At 64.7% G+C, this 21,201-nt stretch carries 22 protein-coding genes; 7 read left to right on the top strand and 15 right to left on the bottom strand.

Annotated elements, in window-relative coordinates:
• Nucleotides 1-270 precede the first annotated feature (270 nt).
• On the top strand, nt 271-3,939 hold the full coding sequence (locus tag ACZ7KI_RS40330) for a DEAD/DEAH box helicase (protein ID WP_470278274.1): 3,669 nt from the start codon (nt 271-273) through the stop codon (nt 3,937-3,939).
• Nucleotides 3,940-4,013: 74 nt separating this feature from the next.
• Here ACZ7KI_RS40330 and ACZ7KI_RS40325 read toward each other — a convergent pair whose 3' ends face one another.
• Nucleotides 4,014-4,775 (bottom strand): hypothetical protein, encoded by a 762-nt coding sequence (locus ACZ7KI_RS40325; protein ID WP_470278273.1) that lies wholly within the window; start codon nt 4,773-4,775, stop codon nt 4,014-4,016.
• 23 nt (nt 4,776-4,798) lie between these two features.
• Here ACZ7KI_RS40325 and ACZ7KI_RS40320 point away from each other — a divergent pair, with 23 nt between their 5' ends.
• The 4 genes from ACZ7KI_RS40320 to ACZ7KI_RS40305 all read left to right on the top strand — a co-directional run bounded on the left by ACZ7KI_RS40320 (nt 4,799) and on the right by ACZ7KI_RS40305 (nt 8,734).
• Nucleotides 4,799-5,590, top strand: coding sequence for a hypothetical protein (locus tag ACZ7KI_RS40320; RefSeq protein ID WP_470278272.1), 792 nt, complete (start codon nt 4,799-4,801; stop codon nt 5,588-5,590).
• A gap of 546 nt (nt 5,591-6,136) precedes the next feature.
• Nucleotides 6,137-6,565, top strand: a complete 429-nt coding sequence (locus ACZ7KI_RS40315; RefSeq protein ID WP_470278271.1) for a hypothetical protein — start codon at nt 6,137-6,139, stop codon at nt 6,563-6,565.
• 3 nt (nt 6,566-6,568) lie between these two features.
• On the top strand, nt 6,569-6,910 hold the full coding sequence (locus ACZ7KI_RS40310) for a hypothetical protein (protein WP_470278270.1): 342 nt from the start codon (nt 6,569-6,571) through the stop codon (nt 6,908-6,910).
• A gap of 414 nt (nt 6,911-7,324) precedes the next feature.
• A complete protein-coding gene (locus tag ACZ7KI_RS40305; protein WP_470278269.1) occupies nt 7,325-8,734 on the top strand; it encodes a hypothetical protein in 1,410 nt (469 codons plus the stop codon).
• Between the two features lie 11 nt (nt 8,735-8,745).
• Here the strand turns inward: ACZ7KI_RS40305 and ACZ7KI_RS40300 are convergent, their stop codons facing one another.
• Together ACZ7KI_RS40300 and ACZ7KI_RS40295 are read right to left on the bottom strand one after the other, a co-directional pair.
• On the bottom strand, nt 8,746-9,054 hold the full coding sequence (locus ACZ7KI_RS40300; RefSeq protein WP_470278268.1) for a hypothetical protein: 309 nt from the start codon (nt 9,052-9,054) through the stop codon (nt 8,746-8,748).
• Between the two features lie 15 nt (nt 9,055-9,069).
• Nucleotides 9,070-9,363, bottom strand: coding sequence for an AbrB/MazE/SpoVT family DNA-binding domain-containing protein (locus ACZ7KI_RS40295; RefSeq protein ID WP_470278267.1), 294 nt, complete (start codon nt 9,361-9,363; stop codon nt 9,070-9,072).
• 175 nt (nt 9,364-9,538) lie between these two features.
• Between ACZ7KI_RS40295 and ACZ7KI_RS40290 the strand changes: the two genes are divergently transcribed.
• Nucleotides 9,539-10,351, top strand: coding sequence for a hypothetical protein (locus ACZ7KI_RS40290; protein ID WP_470278266.1), 813 nt, complete (start codon nt 9,539-9,541; stop codon nt 10,349-10,351).
• 592 nt (nt 10,352-10,943) lie between these two features.
• Here the strand turns inward: ACZ7KI_RS40290 and ACZ7KI_RS40285 are convergent.
• The 11 genes from ACZ7KI_RS40285 to ACZ7KI_RS40235 all read right to left on the bottom strand — a co-directional run bounded on the left by ACZ7KI_RS40285 (nt 10,944) and on the right by ACZ7KI_RS40235 (nt 18,643).
• Nucleotides 10,944-11,420, bottom strand: a complete 477-nt coding sequence (locus ACZ7KI_RS40285; RefSeq protein ID WP_470278265.1) for a GNAT family N-acetyltransferase — start codon at nt 11,418-11,420, stop codon at nt 10,944-10,946.
• Nucleotides 11,421-11,849: 429 nt separating this feature from the next.
• Complete coding sequence (locus tag ACZ7KI_RS40280; protein WP_470278264.1) at nt 11,850-12,347, bottom strand: NUDIX hydrolase; 498 nt, start codon at nt 12,345-12,347, stop codon at nt 11,850-11,852.
• 67 nt (nt 12,348-12,414) lie between these two features.
• Entirely contained in the window at nt 12,415-13,254 is an 840-nt protein-coding gene (locus ACZ7KI_RS40275; RefSeq protein WP_470278263.1) for an endonuclease/exonuclease/phosphatase family protein, read from the bottom strand.
• On the bottom strand, nt 13,245-13,898 hold the full coding sequence (gene tmk, locus ACZ7KI_RS40270) for a dTMP kinase (RefSeq protein ID WP_470278262.1): 654 nt from the start codon (nt 13,896-13,898) through the stop codon (nt 13,245-13,247). Before tmk ends, ACZ7KI_RS40275 begins: the two co-directional genes overlap by 10 nt.
• Nucleotides 13,895-15,013, bottom strand: a complete 1,119-nt coding sequence (locus tag ACZ7KI_RS40265; RefSeq protein ID WP_470278261.1) for a radical SAM protein — start codon at nt 15,011-15,013, stop codon at nt 13,895-13,897. Before ACZ7KI_RS40265 ends, tmk begins: the two co-directional genes overlap by 4 nt.
• A 102-nt stretch (nt 15,014-15,115) precedes the next feature.
• The gene (locus ACZ7KI_RS40260) at nt 15,116-16,003 is read right to left on the bottom strand and encodes a helix-turn-helix domain-containing protein (RefSeq protein WP_470278260.1); all 888 of its coding nucleotides are present in this window, start codon (nt 16,001-16,003) and stop codon (nt 15,116-15,118) included.
• A gap of 76 nt (nt 16,004-16,079) precedes the next feature.
• Nucleotides 16,080-16,523, bottom strand: coding sequence for an NUDIX hydrolase (locus tag ACZ7KI_RS40255; RefSeq protein ID WP_470278259.1), 444 nt, complete (start codon nt 16,521-16,523; stop codon nt 16,080-16,082).
• A gap of 155 nt (nt 16,524-16,678) precedes the next feature.
• Nucleotides 16,679-17,101 carry a hypothetical protein gene (locus tag ACZ7KI_RS40250; protein WP_470278258.1) on the bottom strand — a complete coding sequence of 141 codons (423 nt, stop codon included), beginning with the start codon at nt 17,099-17,101 and terminating at the stop codon, nt 16,679-16,681.
• Complete coding sequence (locus tag ACZ7KI_RS40245; protein WP_470278257.1) at nt 17,101-17,415, bottom strand: helix-turn-helix domain-containing protein; 315 nt, start codon at nt 17,413-17,415, stop codon at nt 17,101-17,103. Before ACZ7KI_RS40245 ends, ACZ7KI_RS40250 begins: the two co-directional genes overlap by 1 nt.
• Nucleotides 17,416-17,602: 187 nt before the next feature.
• Nucleotides 17,603-17,785 (bottom strand): hypothetical protein, encoded by a 183-nt coding sequence (locus ACZ7KI_RS40240; protein ID WP_470278256.1) that lies wholly within the window; start codon nt 17,783-17,785, stop codon nt 17,603-17,605.
• 252 nt (nt 17,786-18,037) lie between these two features.
• On the bottom strand, nt 18,038-18,643 hold the full coding sequence (locus ACZ7KI_RS40235; RefSeq protein WP_470278255.1) for an RNA polymerase sigma factor: 606 nt from the start codon (nt 18,641-18,643) through the stop codon (nt 18,038-18,040).
• A gap of 599 nt (nt 18,644-19,242) precedes the next feature.
• Between ACZ7KI_RS40235 and ACZ7KI_RS40230 the strand changes: the two genes are divergently transcribed.
• A complete protein-coding gene (locus ACZ7KI_RS40230) occupies nt 19,243-20,574 on the top strand; it encodes a helix-turn-helix domain-containing protein (protein WP_470278254.1) in 1,332 nt (443 codons plus the stop codon).
• A 4-nt stretch (nt 20,575-20,578) separates the two neighbouring features.
• On the opposite strand, the gene ACZ7KI_RS40225 is transcribed toward ACZ7KI_RS40230, so the two are convergent.
• Nucleotides 20,579-21,136, bottom strand: coding sequence for an NUDIX hydrolase (locus ACZ7KI_RS40225; protein ID WP_470278253.1), 558 nt, complete (start codon nt 21,134-21,136; stop codon nt 20,579-20,581).
• Nucleotides 21,137-21,201 lie beyond the last annotated feature (65 nt).

The raw sequence follows: 21,201 nt of genomic DNA, 5'->3' as shown, positions 1-21,201 counted from the left end.
AAACACCGGCAGATAGGCGACACTGATACACGAGCTCCTGGTAGGGACGGTCTTGGTGTGAGAACCACCAGTCCTACCGGGAGCTCACCTCATTCTCGACATCGCCACGCCAACCACCACAATCGAGTTCTCAGACGCTCTCTTAGCGTGCGGTAACGTGCCGTAGCCGCAGCGAGGGACGCAAGTCGCCGGGCAGCGGCCGTCGAGGCGGTGTGACACCGATTCCCGGATGCCGCCTGGGAAAGAGTCTTGTGCGGCCGGAGGTGGTGTGTGAGCGGAAGCAGTGACCTGGACGCTGCTGACGATCTGAGCGTCGCGGATGTCGCCGACCAGCGCTGGCAGGTGCGCCCGGAACCGGCCATTGGGCGGTTCGCGTTGCCCGGTTGGTCCTATGAGCAACAAGTCGACATGGTGTGTCCTCGTTGCCAGGGCGCGCTCCACACGTTGCGAAAGCCTTATGAGAGCGCGGGGAAGGTCTATCGCTATGTCGCCGTCGTGTGTCCGGGGTGCCCGGCGACCTTCGCGCTCCCAGACCTGGGTATCAAGCAGCACGCCGACCTTCTTTCCAGTCCCTCGGTGCAGATTCCAGCGGACACCGCCTCTGGTCGGACCATCACACGGCACGCCGACGATACGAGTGTGGCCGGCGTCGCCCAAGCAAAGTGGGGGGTGCACCCGGAGCCCGCGGTAGCCCGCTACGCCTTGCCTGGTTGGCAGTATCTGCGCGAGACCGAGCTGCCCTGCCCAACCTGTCGCGGCTCGCTCCACGGCCTGTACAGGATGTACCACCAGCAAGGGCAACCTCGGTTCCAGGCTGCAGTCGTGTGCCCTGCCTGCCCTGCCACCTTCACCACGCGCCAGCTCAAAGTGCCTCGCCGCGCGGTGCTCGGCGAACTTCGAGCCGAGATCCTGGCGCGAGATCCCAGTAGGGCCAAGGACGATCCACCAGCGCCGACACACCGTGGGCGCACTGGAGTTCCTGTACCGGCCGATACCAACCTGGCTCGCCCAGCCGCTCCGAGGACCGGCGAGACAACGGGCACAGACCATCAGCACATTGGTGTCACTGGCGCCGAGCGCCCGGCTAAGTCCGGCGTTCAGACCCGCGCGGTCCGGGCCGGACAGCTTCCAGGACTGCTGGCCGCATTGACGCCGCAGACGACCCGGGCGCGCCGTCGAGGACTTGGTCCCGTCCGTGATGTCGTCGTAACACCACCAGTTGAGCTGCGTTTGCTCCACTGGCGCAAGACAACCGACCCGGCGCTCATGCTTCCCGATCTGCCCGCGGAAACCGATATACGAGTCCTGCTGCCGGACTCCGCGCCGTTCGCCCCGTTGCGGGAGCGGCTCGCAGCCGCAGGCGTTGCCTATCGCACGGTTGCGCACTGGGTCGAAGACGAAATTATTTCAACCGTTGACCCCGCCCGGGAGCCGGTGCCCCTGTCGGTCACCACGGCCTTGACCGCGGCCGGTGGTGTGTTTACCGACTGGGCGCTGCCCGCTCTGGGTCAGCCTGCGTATGACGCACGTGACGCGTTCGAGAAGATCTGGGACACCCATGACGAGGGTGAACTGGACGGGCAGCCTGCGCCGGTGTCGGCGGCTCAGCTCGTGCCCGGCGAATGGCTGGGCTACCTGCCCTTCGTCGAACTCAACCCCGCTCAGGCACACGCTGCTCCAGCGGTACTGGACTCGCCACATCATCTCGTGATCACCGCGCCGACCGGGGCGGGCAAGACAGTCGTCGGCATGCTGGCCGCGCTGCGCGCCATCCTCGGCGAAGGGCGCAAGGCAGCATGGCTGGTTCCACAGCGCTCCCTTACCGATGAACTGGACCGGGAGCTGGAAGGCTGGCGCGGTCGCGGCTTGCGGGTCGAGCGACTGTCCGGCGAATACAGCACCGACATCGAAAAGGTCCGTGCCGCCGACCTCTGGATCGCCACCACCGAGAAGTTCGAGGCGATCTGCCGCGCCAGCAGCCTGCAAACCGCGTTGAGCGAGGTCGGCTGCCTCGTGGTCGACGAGATCCATCTCCTCGGCGCGGCCGAACGTGGCCCGCTGCTCGAAGCGCTCCTGACCCGTGTCCGTGGAGCAGACTCCCCGGTCCGGATCGTCGGCCTATCCGCCACCGTGTCCAACGCCGCCGAGATCGCCGAATGGCTCGACGGGACCCTCGTCGCCACCACCTGGCGGCCCTCGCGGCTGACCTGGCAGCTACCCATGATCCCCGCATCCTCCGACCGCACGACCGACACCGCGCTTCGCACCCGCGTGGCCGTCGACCTGGCCGAGCGCATCACCGAAAAGGGTGGCAGCGTCCTGGTGTTCTGCGGCACCAAACCCAAGGTCCGTGCCACCGCCCTCGCTCTGGCCACAGCACGCGGTGCGAACACCGCAGGGGTCGGCATCGACGACATCGACAGGCTCCACGAGGCGTGCGCGTCGGTCAAGATCGGGTTGCACTACAAAGACTGGGAGTTCAAACGCGAAGCCGAAACCCGCTTCCGCAACCGCGACTGGGACATCCTCGTCGCCACCACCACTGTCGCCGCAGGCGTCAACCTGCCCGCGCGCGCCGTGATTGTGCGAGACACCCAGGTCGGCCTCGACGAACTCGACGTCGCCACGGTGCTACAGATGTTCGGCCGGGCAGGCCGGATCGGCGCTGGCGAACGCGAGGGCTGGGCCTACCTGCTGACCACCGAGCTGGAACGCGCGAACTGGCAGGGCGCACTCGTCGACGGATACACTGTCTACTCCCAGATTCACGCTAGCCTGCCCGATCACGTCCTTGCCGAAGTCCTCCAGGGACGCATCACCACCATCGACGAAGCCGAGCAGTGGTGGCTGCGTACTCTCTGCCACCATCAGGGCGACGAAGACACCGAACCCGTTGCCGAAGCCATCACCTTCCTGCTCGACCATGACTATTTGATCGAGAAGCCACACCCTGACGGCGCGATCGGCGTGGTCGTCACCGAGCTGGGGCGGCTCACCGCACGTCTCATGATCGGTACTCGTGTCGGCGCCGGCCTCCGCTCCGTCCTGGCCGAACTCACCCCACCCGGTGACCCCGACAGCGCCGAAGACACCCTCATCCACACAGTTGCCACACTTGTGCCTGAGTTGGCCTTCGCGCCAGTGGCCGAACCACAGCGGCCCGTCGTCGCGACCATCCTCAAGGCCGGTGGTCGCCGCGAACGCATCGCGTCCGGTGCCGCCGTCACCGGACTGGGCGCCGCCGTGTCCTCGGCACCTGGAGACGTCGCTCGAGCGGTCATGCTGCTGGTCGCCCGCTCCCCGCAACTGTTCGCACATCACAGCCGCGTGATCGCCGGCCTGCCGTCAAGCACTGTCTTCCCCGTGCTCGAACAGGCACCCCGGTACATGGCATGGTTAGCTGCCCAAGGTCATCTCGGCACCGTGCACCCCTGGGCGGCGATCATTGCCGCGGACCTCGGGCGCCGCATCCGCTGGCGCCGGCTCGCGCCCGGCCGCGGCGCGGGACGGTTGCTCTGGATCTGCGAACAAATGGCCACGGCACCGCACGCAGCCGATGTGGTGCCGAAGCTGTGGAAAGCGGCGACTGAGCGGGGGATCAGTTCCCCAGACTGGCCGCACGCTATACCGCCTCGGCACTGCCAACTCGAGCCCGGCGACTACACCAGCTTGCTCCGCGAGCGAATCACCGGCTGCGACCTGACAGCGAGCCACGAACACGCCGAGGTACACAATCTCGTCTCGGGGGTCATGATCACCTGGACCGGTCGAACAACGGTGAGTACGTCCGTCGACGGTAACGCGACCAGCGACTATCCGACACCGGCGGAAGGCGACGGCGTGAATACCGACGTTGGCGCGGCGGTATTCACGCGACGTGGGGACTACGGGGCAACGGGATGGCTTTCGGAGCACTACAACGCCGTCACGTTGCGTTAAGCATAGATCGCGCTGTCGGATCCGCCATAAGACCAGCACCTGGCCGAAGCCGACCGTCGGTTCGGCGGGGTTGATCAGCCAGCTTCCGAGCCTCGAACGTCACCGATCTGCGCGACTGTTTCCAGCACCCGTTCGCGGTGCTGCCGCCAGGGCGGCTTCGTTGCGTCACACTCGACGCCTGCCGGTGCTGCACAGGTCTTGTAAAGCGGACACGGTCGTGCGGTGACGGCGGCCGCTGTCACCGCACTCCACGGCGGTCGAGCGTGCACCCATTCGTGGTACGGAAGGTGAGTACCTTCTTCCCCCTCGTGAGCACGGTCCGCCGCGTGGGCTACCTGCTTCGGGGTGTACCTGCGGGCAGTGTTCCACCGCTGCTTTCTGCCCGACTCCTCGGACTGCACCAGCACCGGTACCCGCAGCAAGTACACCATCGCGGCGGGCGCGAGCTCGAGAGCCGCGCCCCGCAGTACGGCACGGATCGCCACGAAATCCCGCTGCACCCACCGTGGTGGAATGCTGACCAGCGGCTGCCACATCTCGTGCAGGTCCTGCAGCGTTGCCGTCAGGGACACGACGTCGAACACCGCCGGAAGTGGTGGCCAGGAAGGGGGAGCTGTTGAACCGGCAAAGTCCGCCTCCCCAAGATTATCGAGGAGGTCGTCCAGCCTCTGGATCACCTCTTCGGCGGCATCTCGTACAGCGTCCAACCTCATTGCCGGCCGCGTGTCCGGGAGCCGGTCGAGCACGCGCTTGAATGTCACGCCAGACTTGTCACACCAGTGCGCGACACTGGTGTCCGAGTAGGCCAGCGCCTCAAAGACGTCCACAACCGACATGAGACCACACCTAGGCGGTGACGATGAGGAACGCCACGCAATGGCACCGGCGGCAGCTCGTGACCAGCGACGCCGAAGCCGCCCTCGCGGCCGAGACGTTCCGGCAGACAGCTGGGTGGATCTATGTGCCTCTACCGCAACTTCGCAAGGTGCTGTATGAGTGGTTCCGTCGAGGCTGGTGCCTAGCGGCTATCCAGCGTGCCTGGGAAGTGACACCTGGTGGTCAGCATCAGAGACGAGGAGATCCCGACGCTGACCCCCTGGGCGCACTCGGACTCCGGCTCCACGCATGGCGCGACGGTCTGGGTACTCCAATGGACCCACCGATCGCCGCCGCGACAGCCGAGCAACTCGAACTTATCCACGCCAGAAGGAGAGACGAACTCGGCAACGGTCGACCAGCCGGTACCGCGCGTAAACGCGAGGAGGTCGTGCAACAAAGTCGACAAGAAAACGCAACTAGAGCAGACCGCCGACTACATGACCGCCTCGATGCCGCCCGCGAGCGCGACCAGAAGAGGAAAGAAAACCTTGCAGCCCTTGCCCGGCTGACTGGCACTGAGGCTGAGTCATTCCCCGTAGGGCACGAACAGCAGTATCGCAGCGCGGCCGAACGTCGCTACAAGCAGGCGCGCGAGGAGGCCCTTGATGCGAGCGGCTACCGCGCATATCTCGTAGAAATGGCGGATAAAATCGCCAGGGAGGGGTTCAAATCTCTTTCCCGAGAGCAAAAATCAGTGCTTCGGAACAGGTTGACGACATTGCGAGCGTCGGGACTTCAAGCCGAGCTGGATGCCTTCGTTCGTGATCTCTAGGGCAGTTTGAGTGCCTAAGAACGTTCAATAGGAGAATATTCGATAAAACGGCAGATCCCCCGCATCGTCACGGTGTAGTTTCATTCTCCATGTCTTCTGGTCGATTTGGTCACCGAGAGGCCTTCTTTGAAGGATGAGCGGTTTGCATACTGATCATGTTCATGCTGATCAGGTAGATTTCGCCGAAACGACCTCGGTCCTCAGGCTGCCGAATTTGGGGTTGACGGTGCCCCAATCCGGCGGCTTCCTAGGCGCGTCGCTTCGCCGCCTGGCCCGGTGGGTCCACACTGGTACGCCGGTAGTCGATTGGGAGGAGAGCGCGGCGATGCCGAGGGCGATGCGATTGTTCGAGCCGGACACGATGGTCAAGGTCGACAACCGCCGAATTTTGACTAGGGAGGGCTACGGGCTTCCCGAGGTCGACGAGCGCGGTGAGTTCCCAATTCACCTTCGTGAGCTGCGGGAGACGGCGTGGGTCACGTGGGTCGGCGAGCCCCTGCCCTACGGCCAAGGTCGCGCCCGCGTGAAGTCCTTGGCGTGCGCCCAATGCGACGAGAGAACCTCGACCCGCTGCTGCAAGATCGCGTGGTGCGCACGACACCATGCGCTACCGAGCACGCCCACCCAGACCAGGGCCGCTACCGGGCGATGGTCGACGCCGGCGCGGACACGGTGTTGCGGCACGTCATCGAGCCCGACCCGGTGCCCGGTGTGCCGTACCCGAAGGACATGTCGCTGTTCGCGATGAACACCCGCGGCATCGGCAACGGCATCCGGATCGCCGAGTATGTTCGGCTCTACACCCGGCTGCCCGGAGAAGGCCCGGACCCGATCGGTGACGCGCTCGCCTCAGCAGCTGCTGGTCACGGACGGTTCCCCTCGATACTGGAGACCCAGTGGCTGGTCTACGACATCGTGGCCCGCTGTACGTTCCCGGCGATTCTCGACGCTCTCGGCCACCACGACGAGGCCTGATGGATGCGCCGCCAGGCCCGCGTCACCAGCGACGCCACCACGCCACTCGTCACCCGAGGAGACCGCTGGGGCCTGAACTCCTTCGGCATGGACCGTGCCACGCGCGACAAGGTCGCTGTCACCGAAGCGGGCAAGATGGCGGCCGACGACCTGTTCCGCCCGTTCTTCACGCAGTTCAAAAGAGGGTTCGGGCGCGGTGGATTCTGCTTTGGCACCAGCGACTCGCCGGAGTACCTGTCCTATGCGCTCGACATGCCCGACGGGCCGGAGCGAGTCGGTGCTGGGGTTGCTCGCTCGCACAACGACGCAATCGCCCTGGTCGTGAACGCCTTCACTGCACCATGACCGCTCGACAGACAGTCGGATACTGCGCGAACTCTGGCGTGCACCACTAAGTCAGCCTGGTATGTCGACCCAAGCAGATGCGCGTTGTGCGGTGGTCTTTTCGTTGAACCCAGTCCGAGCCTGGCGGATACGTCGGTCAGGGTCTACGAGGTCAGTAGATGCGAACTTGACCAGCTGGGCCTGTCGTACGCCTCGATTCCGACGATCGTGCCTTCGCCGACATCGGTTTGACAGGGCTTTCATCGCGCTGAACGTAACGATCGCGCCGGTCCTCCTCGGTGCGGGATGTCCAGGCTGCGCTCGACGGTGTTGAGCTTCGCAAGCGGGCGCGCCGGGCGAGACGAAAGCGCATTAATGCTGTGTTCGTATGATGGTCTCTGCTGGATCAACGAGACCGCGGGTGAGGGGTTCGGCTTGGCGTTGGAAGCGATGCGGGTCGACCCCTACAGCCGTTCGATGCTCGGCCGCCCCGGCCTCGAAGCGCTCTCGCGCAACCTGTGGCCCGGCTTGTGCCAGACCTGCGGTGAACCGCTGGACGGCGACGCCCCGACTGTCGTGCTGGTGGCCGACCCGCTCGAGGTGGTCACCGCGTCGCTGCATCATCGCCAGTGCCAGCGGCAACGCTGGACCACCACGTCTCTGGACCCCCTGCGTTACACCACCGCCTACACCCGCGATGTCCTCGTTCCCTATCTCGACCCGAGCCGCGGCGAACGCCGCCCCACGGTCCTGATCAATCCCTCCCGCGAGGTCGTCCGTCTCGCGCGCGACGAACACGGGAACTACCAGGTGAGCACGGTGGCCGATCTTCGCCCGCTCGGGTTCCGGCCCTCGGCCGAGCGCGCCGAGCCCGCCGCCACCGCCCATCCGGAAGTGACCGCGTGGTTGCGGACCAGCGCCGAGGGCGGTGCCGCGCTGATCGTGCAGTGCGATGACCACCAGTACCTGCACCCGCTGCACGATGACTGGTGGTTCGCCGAAGCCGTCGGCGAGGCCGGCCAGGTGGTCGTGGCCCTCTCCACCGCGGTCGATCCCCCGGCGATGGTCAACCCCGAGCCGCTCAAACGGGCACTGGCCGCCGGGGACGTGGCGCTGGCCGTGGTCGGGCTTAACCGGGCAGAGCCCGCACCGGACATTCAGCGGCACACGATCCTCATATCCGGCAACGACGCCGACGAGCGCCGCAACGAGGAGTGGCTGCCGGACTACCTGCCCTACACCGGGCCCAGCTACGACCCCGACACCGGCAAGTTCGCTGTTGGTATCGGGATGGACGGCCCGAGCTACTGGAGACTCACTCGTCCCGGCGCAGGACCGGTCAACGGTTTGGTCGCCGGGCCCGCCGAATGCGGCAAAACGTCCCTACTGCGGCTGATCGCCACGGAAGTCGTGGCCGCGCGACGTTTTCACCTCTTCCTGCTGGATCCCGCCCATCACGGTAAGCACGACATGTTCGGCCCGTTGCTCGGCCACAACCTGGTGCACGGCCACGACGAGGTGAGCGAATGGCTGCGCGCCTTGGCCGTCTACCTCAGTTCCGGAAAGAACCTTCCGTTGCCGTCCGGCTGTGAGGCGGCGTTCCTGCTCATCGACGACGCCGCCGATCTGCTCCGCGACCCTGTCACGGCGGCCGCGATCGATACGATCAGCGAGCTCGGTCCCGGCGCCGGGTGTGGGCTGATCGTGGCCACCGACGCCGTGGGGCTGGCCGACTTCTCCGGCCGAGTCGGCCTCGTGCGCAACCTGATGCGCGATAACGGGAACTGCTTCAGCCGCGACTACCACGCAACGGTCACCAGCATCGTTGACCAGGCGCAGTCCTAGATTGGGTGCGGCTAGGGACTGTTGAACACGTCGTGGGTGCCGATGCGGCGCCAGATGACGTGCGCGTCCACGCCTGGACCGCCGTCCTCGCCGTACTCGAAGGTCGCCCGGCCGTCCGGGGCCCAGGTCATCTCGAACACGCCGCGGGCCGACACCACACCCTTCACCCGCAGTCCCGGCCGGAACCCCTGCCCGGAGGACAGATCGGGATCGAACTTCTTCGTCACGGTGTTCTGGAAGCGGGTGAGCTGCTCGGGGTCGCTGCGCCGCAGCTTCTTCACGTCCCGCAGAAACTGCGGCGTCATCGTGTACCTGGGCATCGGCAGAGGAAGCTGTCAGTCGTCCAGCGCCGCGAACATGTCCTCGACCGAGTCGAACACCTCAAGTCCGCCAGCGGCGATCTCCGCGCTGGCCTGGCGTTCCCCGGCCTGCCACTGCTCGGTCCAGAACCACCGCTGGTCGGTCGGGATCACGGTCATCCCGCGCAGCGTGACTTCGCCAGCGTCGTCGATGACGAACTCGACCTCGTCCCCATCCTCCAGGTGCAAGGCGTCGCGTACCGGCTGCGGCAGCGTCAGCTGGTTCTTCTTCCGCAACTGCGCCCGCGCCACCGCGTGCTCTGAGTCCATCACTGACCGCTCACCTCCCTGACCAGCCCTTCAACGACCGTTATCACTCATCCTGCCCCACCTGGTGCGAAAATCCAACCGTAGGAAAGCAGGACCACAGTATTCGACACCTGATCACGCGCTAGGTGAATCAGTGATTGCGCGCTGTGACCTCTACCCGGCACGATGACACACCATGGGGAAAGCAGACCGGGTCCGCCGCCGACGCGCCACCACCGCGGCCGCCCGTTCCCGAGGTACGGCGCACCGGCCGACTGAGAAATCCTCGGTGGCGGCCGTACCACCCGGCTATCCCTTCACAGTCGACGCCCGCACCATCACCGAGCTCGGCGAGGCCGGGCTGGCCGAGCTCGCGCGGCATCTGCATCCCGCCGATTGTCAGACCTGCGGATGGGAGCTCGGCGACGACCGGCCGTCGGTGGTCGTCGAGGACGCGATGGTGGTCGCCCGGGTCAAACTGCATCACCGTCGCTGCGCCGACCCAGTGTGGAATGACACGGGATTCCTGCTGCTGGACAACAGAAGCAAGCTGCTGTCGTGGCGATCGTATTCCGTCCTGGATCATGGCCGCAGCGCATCACTGATCACCTCGCGCCGCCAGCGGGAAGACCTGCCGGTCATGCTGATCAACCCTGGACTGGAGATCGTCAACCTGCTCAAGGATCACGACCGATGGCGGGTCGCGACGCTGGATCCGTACCTGCAGGCGGGCATGACGCGCATTGGCGAACCCGCCGACCTCGAGCAGCCGGTGTCAGAGCTGGGGGCGTACCTGCGCCGCGGCGAAGTCATCGTTCGGGCCCCGCTCGGCACCGAGTGGACCGGTGACGGCGGCGTCGCCTGGAAAGAAGCCGTCCGCGACACCGGCGGCGTTCTTCTCGGCATCACCACGCGGCACCGGCTGGAAGGCACCGTCATCGACCTCAAAGACGTCATCCGGCACCGGGCCATGGCCGTCGGCTGGGTACGCCTTGATCACACGTCCTGACCTGGATATAGCTTCCCCATCGGAGCGAGACGTCGCCGAACCAAGCGACAGGTAGATATCAGGAGATCCTTCCCAGGCGTGCTCGAACGTATATTCTATTGTCGTTGGTTCGTGACGACCGCAGCGGACGTGCAGTCAAAGAGGTGGTTACGCTGAGTTGGCTGTTGCGGGAGCGTGTCACTGGGCGTGAGTGGCGCGTCGAGACAAGCGAGATGGCATGGGAAGCTGGTGGCTACGATCCGGGGCGTTTCGAGGTTCACGTCATTGGTGAGCGGGTGGTCGGCGCTCCGGACGGTTACCCGGGCCCGACGCCTTCGGCGAGTTCCGCCGGGAGAAGCGCCTGACAACGGATTACGGGTAGCCAATCGAATGTTCCGAGGTGCCACGCACCTCACGTTGGTGGGTGTAGCAGTAGCGTCGGCTTTCATACGCCGGCTCAAACGCGATAGGTCTTCTACTGCCACAGCGGGCATGGCGATCGTCCACCATGCAGCCGCTTGACTGCAGGTCGCGTCGTGGGACGTCGAGCTCGCCGACAGGATGGTCGGTATTGGCGCTCCGGTGGCGCAGGCGCCGACACCGAATAGTGCAGCTACGTTAGGTGCTGTTCGTAGACCGCGCGGTCCTTGCCAGGGCCTTTGAAATCGGCGCTGACCCAGATGTCATTGACCTTGTAGTCGCTGGGCTGGTTGATGAATCCCATGGCTGGCCACGCGGCGTGTGCGGCGGTGTTGTCTGGCTCGGACGTGAGGTAGAGGCGCTTGGCGCCACACGAGACAGCTTTGTCACGGACGGCCGCGATCAGGGCCTTCGATACACCCCGCTGTCGGTATGACGGATGTGTCATGACGTCCTGGATGTAGACGTCGTCCGGGTTGTCCTGGCTGCGGAAGGCCATGACGGCTCCGGCTAGCGTGTCGTCGATGGTGGCGACGGGGCAGGTTGAGGAGAACAGGGTGGCGTAGAGCCAGTAGTCCGAGTAAGTGCGTGGCCGAATGTACGGTGCGCCCACTTCCATCAGGTCGATCACCTGAGGAATGAGTTCCTGGCGAAGTGGCGAGATCTTCATGAGGCTCCTCAGTCGTTCGAGTGGACGAGTTCGGCAATCCGCTGAGCAGCGGTTACGGGGTCTACAGCGTCAGCGACACTGCGGCCGACGATGAGGATGTCCCAGTCGGGACTGGTGATGATCGCGTGGTCCGTCGGGCTGAATCCTCCGGATACCGCCACTGGGAGCTAGGTCCAGGACCGCACCCTGTGTGCTGTGGTCAGGGACGTCGTGCTGGCGATGCCGATGTCGAGGTTGGTAGTGATGGCGTCGGCATCCGCGAACGCTCGCCCAACGCGACGGCACCTGGCACGACACCGTCTTCCTCGAACGCCACGGCCCAAATTAAACGTTGTATGTCGCAAGTTGGTTGTGAAGTCCGCGGCCGACACGCGTTCACTCGGGTCGCGTAGCGAGCCCAGCCGGGACTGTCCAGGCTGTCGCAGCTGGTCAGTCGGAGAGAGTGAGGGGCGTTTCGTTAAACCGGCCGGCGAGCAGGTTGTTGACCAGGCTGGGTAGTTCGGCAGGCAGGAGCTTGTCGTGGCAGTGCTGGAGTTCGTCCGCTGACCACCAGTGTCGTTCGATCAACCCGGCCTTCTCGTTTTCGGTGGGTTTGAGTGCGACCTGGGGTGCAGTAACCGGGGTGCGGGCGAGATAGACGTGGTCGATGCGGTGGTGGTCGCGGTTCTTGTAGCGGAAGCGGGATTCGCGGGTCCACAGTTTGCGGCCGAGTTCAGTGAGGGTGATGCCGGTTTCCTCGGTGACTTCGCGGCGGGCCGCGTCGTGGAGGTCTTCGCCGTCGTCGAGACCGCCGCCGGGCAGTTCCCACCAGTGGTGGCTTGGGTCGGTGGGGTCGAGGGCGTGGATGAGCAGTACACGGTCGATGGGGTCGAGCAGGAGGACGCGGGCACCGATTCGTGGCGTGGCGGTACTGGTCGAGATGGACATCCTGCGGCGGTACCTCGCGGTCGGCTGACGGGCATGGCGCCTGGCAGCCGACGAGAGGGAACCCGCGTCAGAACAGGGTGGGCTCCGGCTCGCCGTGGGCGGCCGCCGTGGCGGGGTCCGACGTTAGCAGCGTCGTGGTCGCGGTCAGTGTCAGCTGTACGGCGAGTCCGGAATGGTCAGTCAGCCGGGTAGCGTCCGGGCCGACTTCCCGGGTTTCGTGGACGTAGTCGCAGGCGGTGAGCTGTTCAGCGAGGGCAGGGGAGCCGTGGGCGTGGTCGTAGCGATAGCCCAGTTCCGGCCGACGGGCCCAGCTGTGTTCGACCCGGTCGGGGTGTAGGTGCCGGAAGAGGTCGATGAGGCGGTGCCGGTCGGTCAGGCCGGTGTAGAAGTCGTACTCGAAGGGTGCGAACTGGCCGCGGTGCGCGGGGGTGTGAGTGGGTTCGAGGACGTTGAGGTCGCCGAGCAGCAGTAGGGGCGTGTCACTGGCGGTGCTGTCGAGGGCGTGCTGGAACTGCTGGATCCAGGTCATTTTACGTTCAATTTTGTGCGCGGTGGAGTCGCGGGACGGTACGTAGGCGCCCGCGACGCGGAGCGGTCCGTCGGTGGTGTCCACGACGATCCCGGCGGCACGAGCGGGCAGGTAGTCCATGGCCGTGCCGATCGGGTCGGGTGTGGTGGCGAGCTTGCTTACGATCATCACGCCGAGCTCGCCTGGGGCGTGCTCGGGAAAGGTGACGGCGTAGCCGACCGCGGCGAACGCTTCGGCGAGGAACTGGCTGCCCGCAGTGGCCTTGGTTTCGGTCAGCACCAGTACGTCCTCATGGCGCTCGGCGAGCCAGCGGAGCTGGCGGTGGGCGCGCTCGAGCGAGGGGGCACCGACGTTGACGGTGATCAGGCTCAGAGACATGCCGGACTCTTCTCGATCAGGACGCGCTGGATGAGGGACACGACCGTGGAGGCGATTCTCTCGGGTGGGCCGGTGGTGGCGTCCAAGGTGGTGACCGGCCAGCCCTTGGCCTGCAGGTCCGTCACGGCGTCGACGTACAGGCCGGTTTCTCTGTCACTGCTGTCCGGGGCGCGTTCGAAGCGGCTGTGTCCACCGCGCGCTCGGAGGCGGGTGTTGACGACCTGGGGGTCGCCGGTGAGGACGATAGCCAGGTCAGGCCGATAGACGCCGTGATTGAGCTGCCACACCACCGCGGTGGGCAGGCCGTCGAGGCCTTGCAGCACGAGAGAGGAGGCGACGTAGCGATCGCACACGACGATCTTGCCGTCATCCAGCGCGGGCAGGATCTCGGTGTCGAGCTGGTGATGCCGGTCGGCGGCACACAGGCAGGCCAAGGCCATGCCGCGATAGGTGTCCGTGCCGTGCCGGGCCAGCTCACCCAGCCGTGCGCGGGACGGCTGGGCCGTTGCGTGGACAGAGAGTTCGGCCGCGGCCAGCGTCTCGACGACCAGACGCGCGGTCGTGGACTTGCCCACGCCGCCGGGCCCGTCCAGGGTGATCAGTGTCCCGGACAGCCGATGCGGGGCAGAGAGCTGGCCGGTCATGCGGGCAGCAATGGCAGCAGCCGACGTCCTTCGGCGGGTGCTCCGTCGGCGACCGGACATTGCTCGGTGTCCACGTCGCCGATCCGGCCGCCCGCCGCGACAACAGGGGCGGGGCACCCCTTGCCGCAGGACGAGTTCATCGCGCACGCCGTGCAGGTGGCGTTGCCGCCAACCTGGTAACGATCGTGGAATCGGTAGTTGTCTAGGCGAGTGGCGATATCGGGGTCGGTGAAAATGTTGCCGACTATGAACTCGGTGTCGGTGTGCTGGGACTGCGGGGTGCGGGCGGCGAACACCAGGTACGGGCACACGGTGACCTCGCCAGGTGTGAACACGTAGATGATCGTCCCGGCCTCGCAGCCGGCCAGCGGTCGGCCCTCGGTGTTCGGGAACCGGATGTGTGCGACGTCCAGCTCCGGACCGTCGAAGGGTACGGTCAGCTCGAAGATCTCCCTCATGTGCAGCGTCGTCTTCGCCAGCTTCGAGCGAGACTTCACTCCGCGGCCCATGCTGCCCAACGGGTTCAGCAACACGTAGCGTGCGCCGTTCGCACGGGCGAACCCGCATAGCCGCGCGTATTCCTCGTTCTGCGCCAATGTGTTCGGTGTGCAGAGAAGTCCCTGCAGGATTCCGGCCCGGCCGAGCTTTTCGACGGTGTCCACTGTGGTGGCGAAGCTGTCACGGTCTCCCCGGAACCTGCCGTGGGAGTCGGCGGCGAATCCGTCGAGGGAGACGTTGCAGTGCACGTCCAGCTCGGCCAGCACCGCGATCTGCGCCGGGTCCAGAGTGGTCGCGTTGGTACAGATCCCGACGTCCATCCCTGCCGCGCGGAACGCGCGCACGATGGCCAGGAAGTCAGGGTGGATCGTCGGCTCCCCGCCGGTCAGGGTGACACGCTGGACCCGGGCAGCCGCCAGCCGCGGAATCACCTTCTCGATCACCTCGCCCAGCCGCATCTGTTTGCCGACGCGCGTCGCCGACACGAAACAGTGGGCGCAGCGGAGATTGCAATCCTCGTTGATCTGCACGAGCGCCTTCCGGAAAGGCTGCTCGACCGTGGTGCGGAAGTAGCACGACGAGGCCACGTCGTCTGCGGTGATGCTGCGAGCGGTCATCAGCGAATCTCCATACCTTCCGGCGGCGGGACCACCCTGGCGGAGCTCTCCGCCGGTCCCTCCACCTTTGCCTGATGATGTATGTCCAGCTGCGTTTATCTGCTACGCCGGATTCAGCGAGCGGTTGGGATCCAGGCGTGCCTCGACCTCGGCAAGGTGGTCGGTGAGCCAGGCTCGGGTTTCTCGGCGGCTGAGGGCGAGGCGCATGACGCGTTCTAGACGACTTTCGTAGAACGCGATGTCGTGGTCGTTTTCGAGGAAGAGACTGGTAGTGGGCAGTTGGTGGTGAAGTACAGGGCGGTGCTCCTCGTGTCGATAGAAGGTGAATCCTGTGCGGATGTCGGCCAAGGCAGCATCTGCGGGAACGAGGTGGATGTGGCAGTGGGGTAGCGAGGACACAATCGCCAGGTGTAGCAGCTGTTCGTGGATGACCGTGGCGCTCTCGGTGCACTCGCGGAGCGCAGTCTCGGAAATATAGAAGGTGAAGGGGCCGTGCCGTCGGAAGGAAGATGGTTGGCGGGTGAGCCGCGTCTGTACTGCCGTATCGAGCGTGAGGTCGTCCTTATATCCGTTTGTTCGGAGGTAATTGCGGATGTATGGTTCGATCTGGAGATGCCGTGGAATGTCGACGGGATCGTAGGTAGTGATGGATGTGCTTTCGGTGTCGAGCATGGCGATGATGGGAAGGCTGTCGGGAAATCCCGCGGGGTGGGGCCTGACTTGGTAACCATCGTCCTGGCGGCGGTCCAGTTCCACCAGGTCGTCGAGTTCGGCGGGCGTGGCCCTTGCTCGCGCGAGGTAAAGTGCGACCTTTCCGTCCGGAGCCTCGTATAAACCGTTCTCCAGGCGAGAAACCGTGGAGGCATTCCAATTCAGCAGGAAACCCAGTTGTGCTCCGTTGTATCCTGCCCGCTTACGGATTCGCTGAAGTTCAACTCCTAGTTCCCTCATCTTTACTGTTGACAAGAATTTGTCTTTGTTTGTTTTCAACAGTTCCTCATCGTGGTTCCGCGGTATGTGATGTTGGCGCTGCGCTAATTTCGGAGCTCGGCCTGCGCAATGACCGTCAGGGCTGCCATGCCCACCACGGCACCTCTGGCGACAGATTGCCAGTCGTAACCGCGTTTCTAACGGCAGGCGGGTGTAGTAGGTCGATATCGGGCTCGTCGGCCCACCAGTGCATATAGGGAAAGCGATCAGAGATGCGCTTGACGTCAGGTAGTGTGACGTCGAACAGAAAGGCGACTTCGGACGCTGAACCCTGCCGACCGTCGTCCACCTCGTACTCGATGACGGAACAGAACTCCACGCTGGCCATCGCCGTCCCGAGTTGATCGAGCACCGTGCGCCGAAGTGCATATTCGATCGGTTCGCCGTTGTGGACCGGTCCTCCTGGTAGGACGTGGCTGCCGCGGCCGTTCGCCATGACCAAGATCTGCTCATGGCGGCCGATCAAGGCGTAGACGCAAACCCGCGGCCCACTCTCATCGTTGCGAACACCGGAGCTCATGCCAGACCCCTCGGGGTACTCGTGGAAAAAGACGGCGCGCCCACGATGAGCGCATCGATCTGCCCCATGGGGTGTGCAACGGTCACCGCGAGCTCCTCTCGGTGTTTGCGGTCTGCTGGTGTTTCTGGCCGAGGTAAGGGGATGCTGCTCGCGGGTCAACGAAGAGCGGCATCATGCGCAGAGCTAGGGCTGAGGACGATCGCCTGGTTGGTCCAGCTCAGCCGCCAGCCCGGTGGAATGCTGTTCTGCTGCAACCATTCGAGGGCTTCGCACCCGGCTCGTCGAAGCCGAACGCGAGATTCGGCCGGAACGCCGCTCGGGCTATGCCCGGCACCGATCAGTGTTTTGTCAGCGTAGTAGTCGTTGTGCCAGCCGAGCGTGGTGGCGAGTTCAAGGAGCCGGACTTGGAGCATCTCGGTGGTGTTCGCGCGGACGAGTACTCCCGGTGTCGCAAGCGAGCGAGCTTCGGTGGTCACCATCTCTGCGCGGTAGCCATGGCCGGGTGATGCCGGATCGACCGCCAAGGTATAAGGATAGTCGAAGCTGAGCCCGTGTTCTGGAGTCTGCGACAGGTTCATCAGACTTGTCCCCGTTGCTGTAGCCAGCGGACAATTGTGCTCTGTGATCGTCCGAGGCGAGCGGCAATTGAGTAGATGGGCGCTCCTCGCGCGCGTCGCTCGATGGCTTCCCACACCTGGTGAGGTAGCCGCGCACCTCGAGGTGTCCACAGCTGGAAATCCCAGAAAAGAGACGATCCCTTGGTCCAGTCGGGATCTGCGGCATCGCGGTGCAACTCGTAATGGCAGGCGGCGACTTGGCGGCCGATCGTTGGCCACCTCGAACTGATCGACGGCCTCACGGTCCGACGCGGCTGATGCTCAGGTACGGACATCTGCCTTCTCCTCTTCTGCGTAACGGTGGTTCCCATGCATTGAGCACAGGGAGGGAACGGGGACAAAGGTGGGAATCGTTTCGCTGGCCTATCTGGCCTGGCGTTCTACTTGATGCCTGCTTGCCGGTGCACCTGGACGGCCGCCGAGAGCTGATCCGGCCGGAATAACTGGTCCGGAGCGCGAGGTCTACAACATGAGCGGAAGCCCGAAGTAGAGCCTCGCCCCGAGGTAGGCGATGACGAACGCGCTGCCGATGATGAGTCCGCCGCCGACGAGCAGGAGGAGAAAGCCGAGGTAGCTGACCTGGCCTGGCTTCGAGCTGGCTGGAGTGCGTCGAGTAGTGACGTGCGCGTGGCGTCCAGCAGGCATTCGGTGACTCCTCTTCAGGGCAGGTCCGGCGTTCAGTACGGAGGTGTGTCGGGGTCGCGGTGTGGCCAGTGGATCGCTGGTGGGAGCAGGGCGGTGGAGAGCTGGGATTCGATCCAGGTGTGAAGGAGCCGGTCGGGATCGAAGGAAGGCAAGACGGGGATGATTTGGGTCTGGTCGGCGGCGCTGCAGGGAACGCGATCCGCCCGCCAGGTCGATTTCCCTGGGGTCATGGCGTTGCCCTCCCTACTGCGCTCAAGCGGCGTCGGGTAGCTCGGCGTAGGTGGCTCTCAGGCCGCGGCGAGCACGGAGAGCCAATGCGTAGGTGGCGTTGGGCGTCCGTCCGACGATCGCGGCTGCGTCGGCGATCGGCCGCTCGTCGATGACGGTGAGCGTGAGGATCTGGCGCCAGGATTCGGGAAGACGGAGAAAAGCATGGGTTGCTCGACTGCGTTCCAAGTGGGCTTGGATTCGCTCCTGCATTATCGTGGCCGGCGACTGTGTGACGTCGTGGGTGAATTCGTCAATGTTGTCCACGAATTTGAGGCGACGATTCTTTCGGTAGCTGTGGATGGCGGTGTTTCGGACTGCGGAGATCAGATAGTTCTTGAAGTCATCACGCGGTCCACGGCATGCGAGCAAGGCCAAGTAAATGTTGATGAAGGCGTCAGCAGCAACGTCTTCCGCGGCGGCGTTGCATGAAGTGAACCGTCGAGCGTAGCGCAGAGCAGTGAGCCAGTGGCGCGCGTAAAGCACACTGTAGGCGGTTGTATTGCCAGCGCGGACGGAGGCTATGAGATCAGCATCGGCAATGGATTCGGAGTTCGTGGAGGACGGGTCGCGATAGTGGGGTGCAAACATGGCGGTTTCGCCTCTTCGAAATCAGTAGGCGGTGGAAGACTTCTGTGTCCGTTGTGAAGCGGCGGCGGGAGTGGACGGGGTGAGCACGTACTCCCGCCGCCTGCCTGCGGGGCGGCAGATTGAGGGGAATCCCGGCAAGGGCTCAGTTCCGGGATGCCTCTCAACCTGCCGCCGGCGCATTCCGGCAGTGCGGTCGCAGAGGGAGGCGATCGTGAACGGATCAGGGCGCCCGCTCGTGGCTGTGGTCCTTGACTGTTCGGCTGCTGATCGCGCGGTAGACGGCCTGAAGCTCGGCGTTGTTACCGTGAGTAACTCGGTGCATGTATTGAGTATCTGCCCTTGGTCTCCGGGCTGGAACGACAGCGATGCATGAGATCTGCTGGTAGAAGGCCGTTGCCGTCGGATCCCATACATGTCAGGTATGGAATCCGCGACACTGCGTGCTGAGTCGCATACACTGTGGTGAGGGGTTGACGGGGGTGACCATCGTGCAAAGGACAACACGCAGATGTGAAGCGTGTGGCGCTCGCCTAGCCCGCGATCGCGTGAGTAGACACTGCGGACCGTGCATTCGTCGTTTGGTCTCGCATGAAGCGCCGATGCGGCCGGAGTCGTTTTGGCAGGCGGAGAGCATCCGTGCTGCACTTGAGGCTCGCCACTTCGGCCGTCTCTTCGCGGCATACCGCAGAGAATCCGATCCGCACGTGTCGCAGGCCGCGCTCGGCCGTTGGCTTGGGCTCGCCCAAGCACAGGTGAGCCGGCTTGAAGCTCCAGATGCTCGCCGGCCCGGCAATTTGCATAGCCTTGAACGTTGGGCGAAGGCACTACGCGTCCCGCCTTCGCTCCTCTGGTTCAAGTTTTCCCATACACACGAAGCATCGGCTGATGCGGAGCAGAAAGCTAACCTCGACGACGTGCAACGGAGACAATTCTTCAAGGCCGCGGGCGCAGGTGTGACAGCCGTTGGTGCCTCGCTTCTCGGTGCAGCCCCGGCGCCGGCGGGAGCTTTGCCGAAACCCAGGAGTAGCGACGTCGACCTTGTTCGAGACATGACGGCGACGTTCCGACGACTCGACAATCGGTACGGCGGCGGTCACAGCCAAGCGACCTCGACCACCACCAGGTACTTGACGTCCACTGTTGCGCCGATGCTGAACGACACGGGCAAGAGCGAGGCAGAGCGCGAAGAACTATTCGGAGCGGCTGCTGAACTGCACCAGGTTGTCGGCTGGATCGCTTACGACATCGGCAATGCAGGGGAAGGCCAGCGGTACCTGCGTGACGCATTGAAGTTGGCGCAGGACGCCGGTGACGATGCACTTGAAGCCGAGATGCTCGCGGCGATGAGCCATCACGCGGCGTTTAATCAAGCCCACGGGGTTGCCGTAGACATGGCGCTGGCCGCCAGGAGGACTGCTAAACGGTCCGGCCTTGTCGCCTTGCAAGCCGAGGCCGCGGTGCTGGAAGCGCACGGTCACGCGCTGCAGGCGAACACTTCTGCTTGCTTCGCAGCACTTCGCGATGCGGAAAGTGCCTTTGAGCGGTTCGTGCCCGGCTCGGGGCCCACCTGGTTGACCTATTTCGACAATGCCTACCTCTCGGCCAAGTTCGCGCACACGTTCCGTGATCTCGGGCGCCCGGTCGAAGCCGAGCGATTTGCCCGGCAATCATTGGGTATGAGCGACGGATATGAGCGTGGAAGGCTGTTCAACACCGCTCTACTCGCGTCAACGCTGGCCGATCAAGGACGTCTTGACGAAGCCTGCAAGGTCGCTGCGACCGCGGTGAAGATGAGTGAGCACGTCCGGTCGGTTCGAGGTGGCGCCTATCTCGCCGACGTCGGACGTCGCCTTGCGGCGCATCGCAGCGATCGTCGCGTGCGGTCGCTGTACGCCCAGATGACCGCGGCAGGTGTCCCCACTCCTGTGTGAAGCGTCAACGATGGAACGCGAGCACATGAAGTAGTGCGACCTGGGAGGCCGCGCCTACGATCTCGCCCTTGGCGATGCGATCCCGTACGGTGTCGAGCTCGATCCAAGCGACCCGCTCGGCCTCGTTGATGTCTTCGGGTTCACCGACATACTCGGCTCCTCGAGCCACGTATAAGAGGTTCTCGGCGTCGGCGCTGCCGACGATGGGCTGCAACGAGCCGAGAGGCTCGACGTCGAGCGGCCGCCACCCCGTCTCCTCCTCGACTTCGCGCGCTGCGGTCTTCGCGGGGTCTTCGTTGGGGTCGACGTAGCCACCGGGCAGCTCCCATACCCAGCGGTCGATGATGAACCGGTGGCGCCACATCATGAGCACGCGGTCTTGATCATCGAGAACGGCCATCATGGCCGCCTTGGGGATGCGTAACACGTACTGCTCGAATGTCACGCCGTCGGGTAGCTCGACCGAGGCGATGCTCAGCCGTAGGCGACGCGTGTCGTCGACGAGCCGTTCCCCGTGGATCTTCCAGCGTGTCAACTCTTGCCCGTTGGGTCCGATAGCCACGTGGACAGATCCTACGGCGCTTCGCCGGCAAAGGAGACTGCGATAGATCATCAGCGGGTGAACAG

The sequence above is a fragment of the Amycolatopsis sp. NPDC039088 genome, assembly GCF_055598845.1.
The sequence above is the reverse complement of the archived record's forward strand: the minus strand, read 5'-3'. Positions and strand labels throughout refer to the sequence as shown.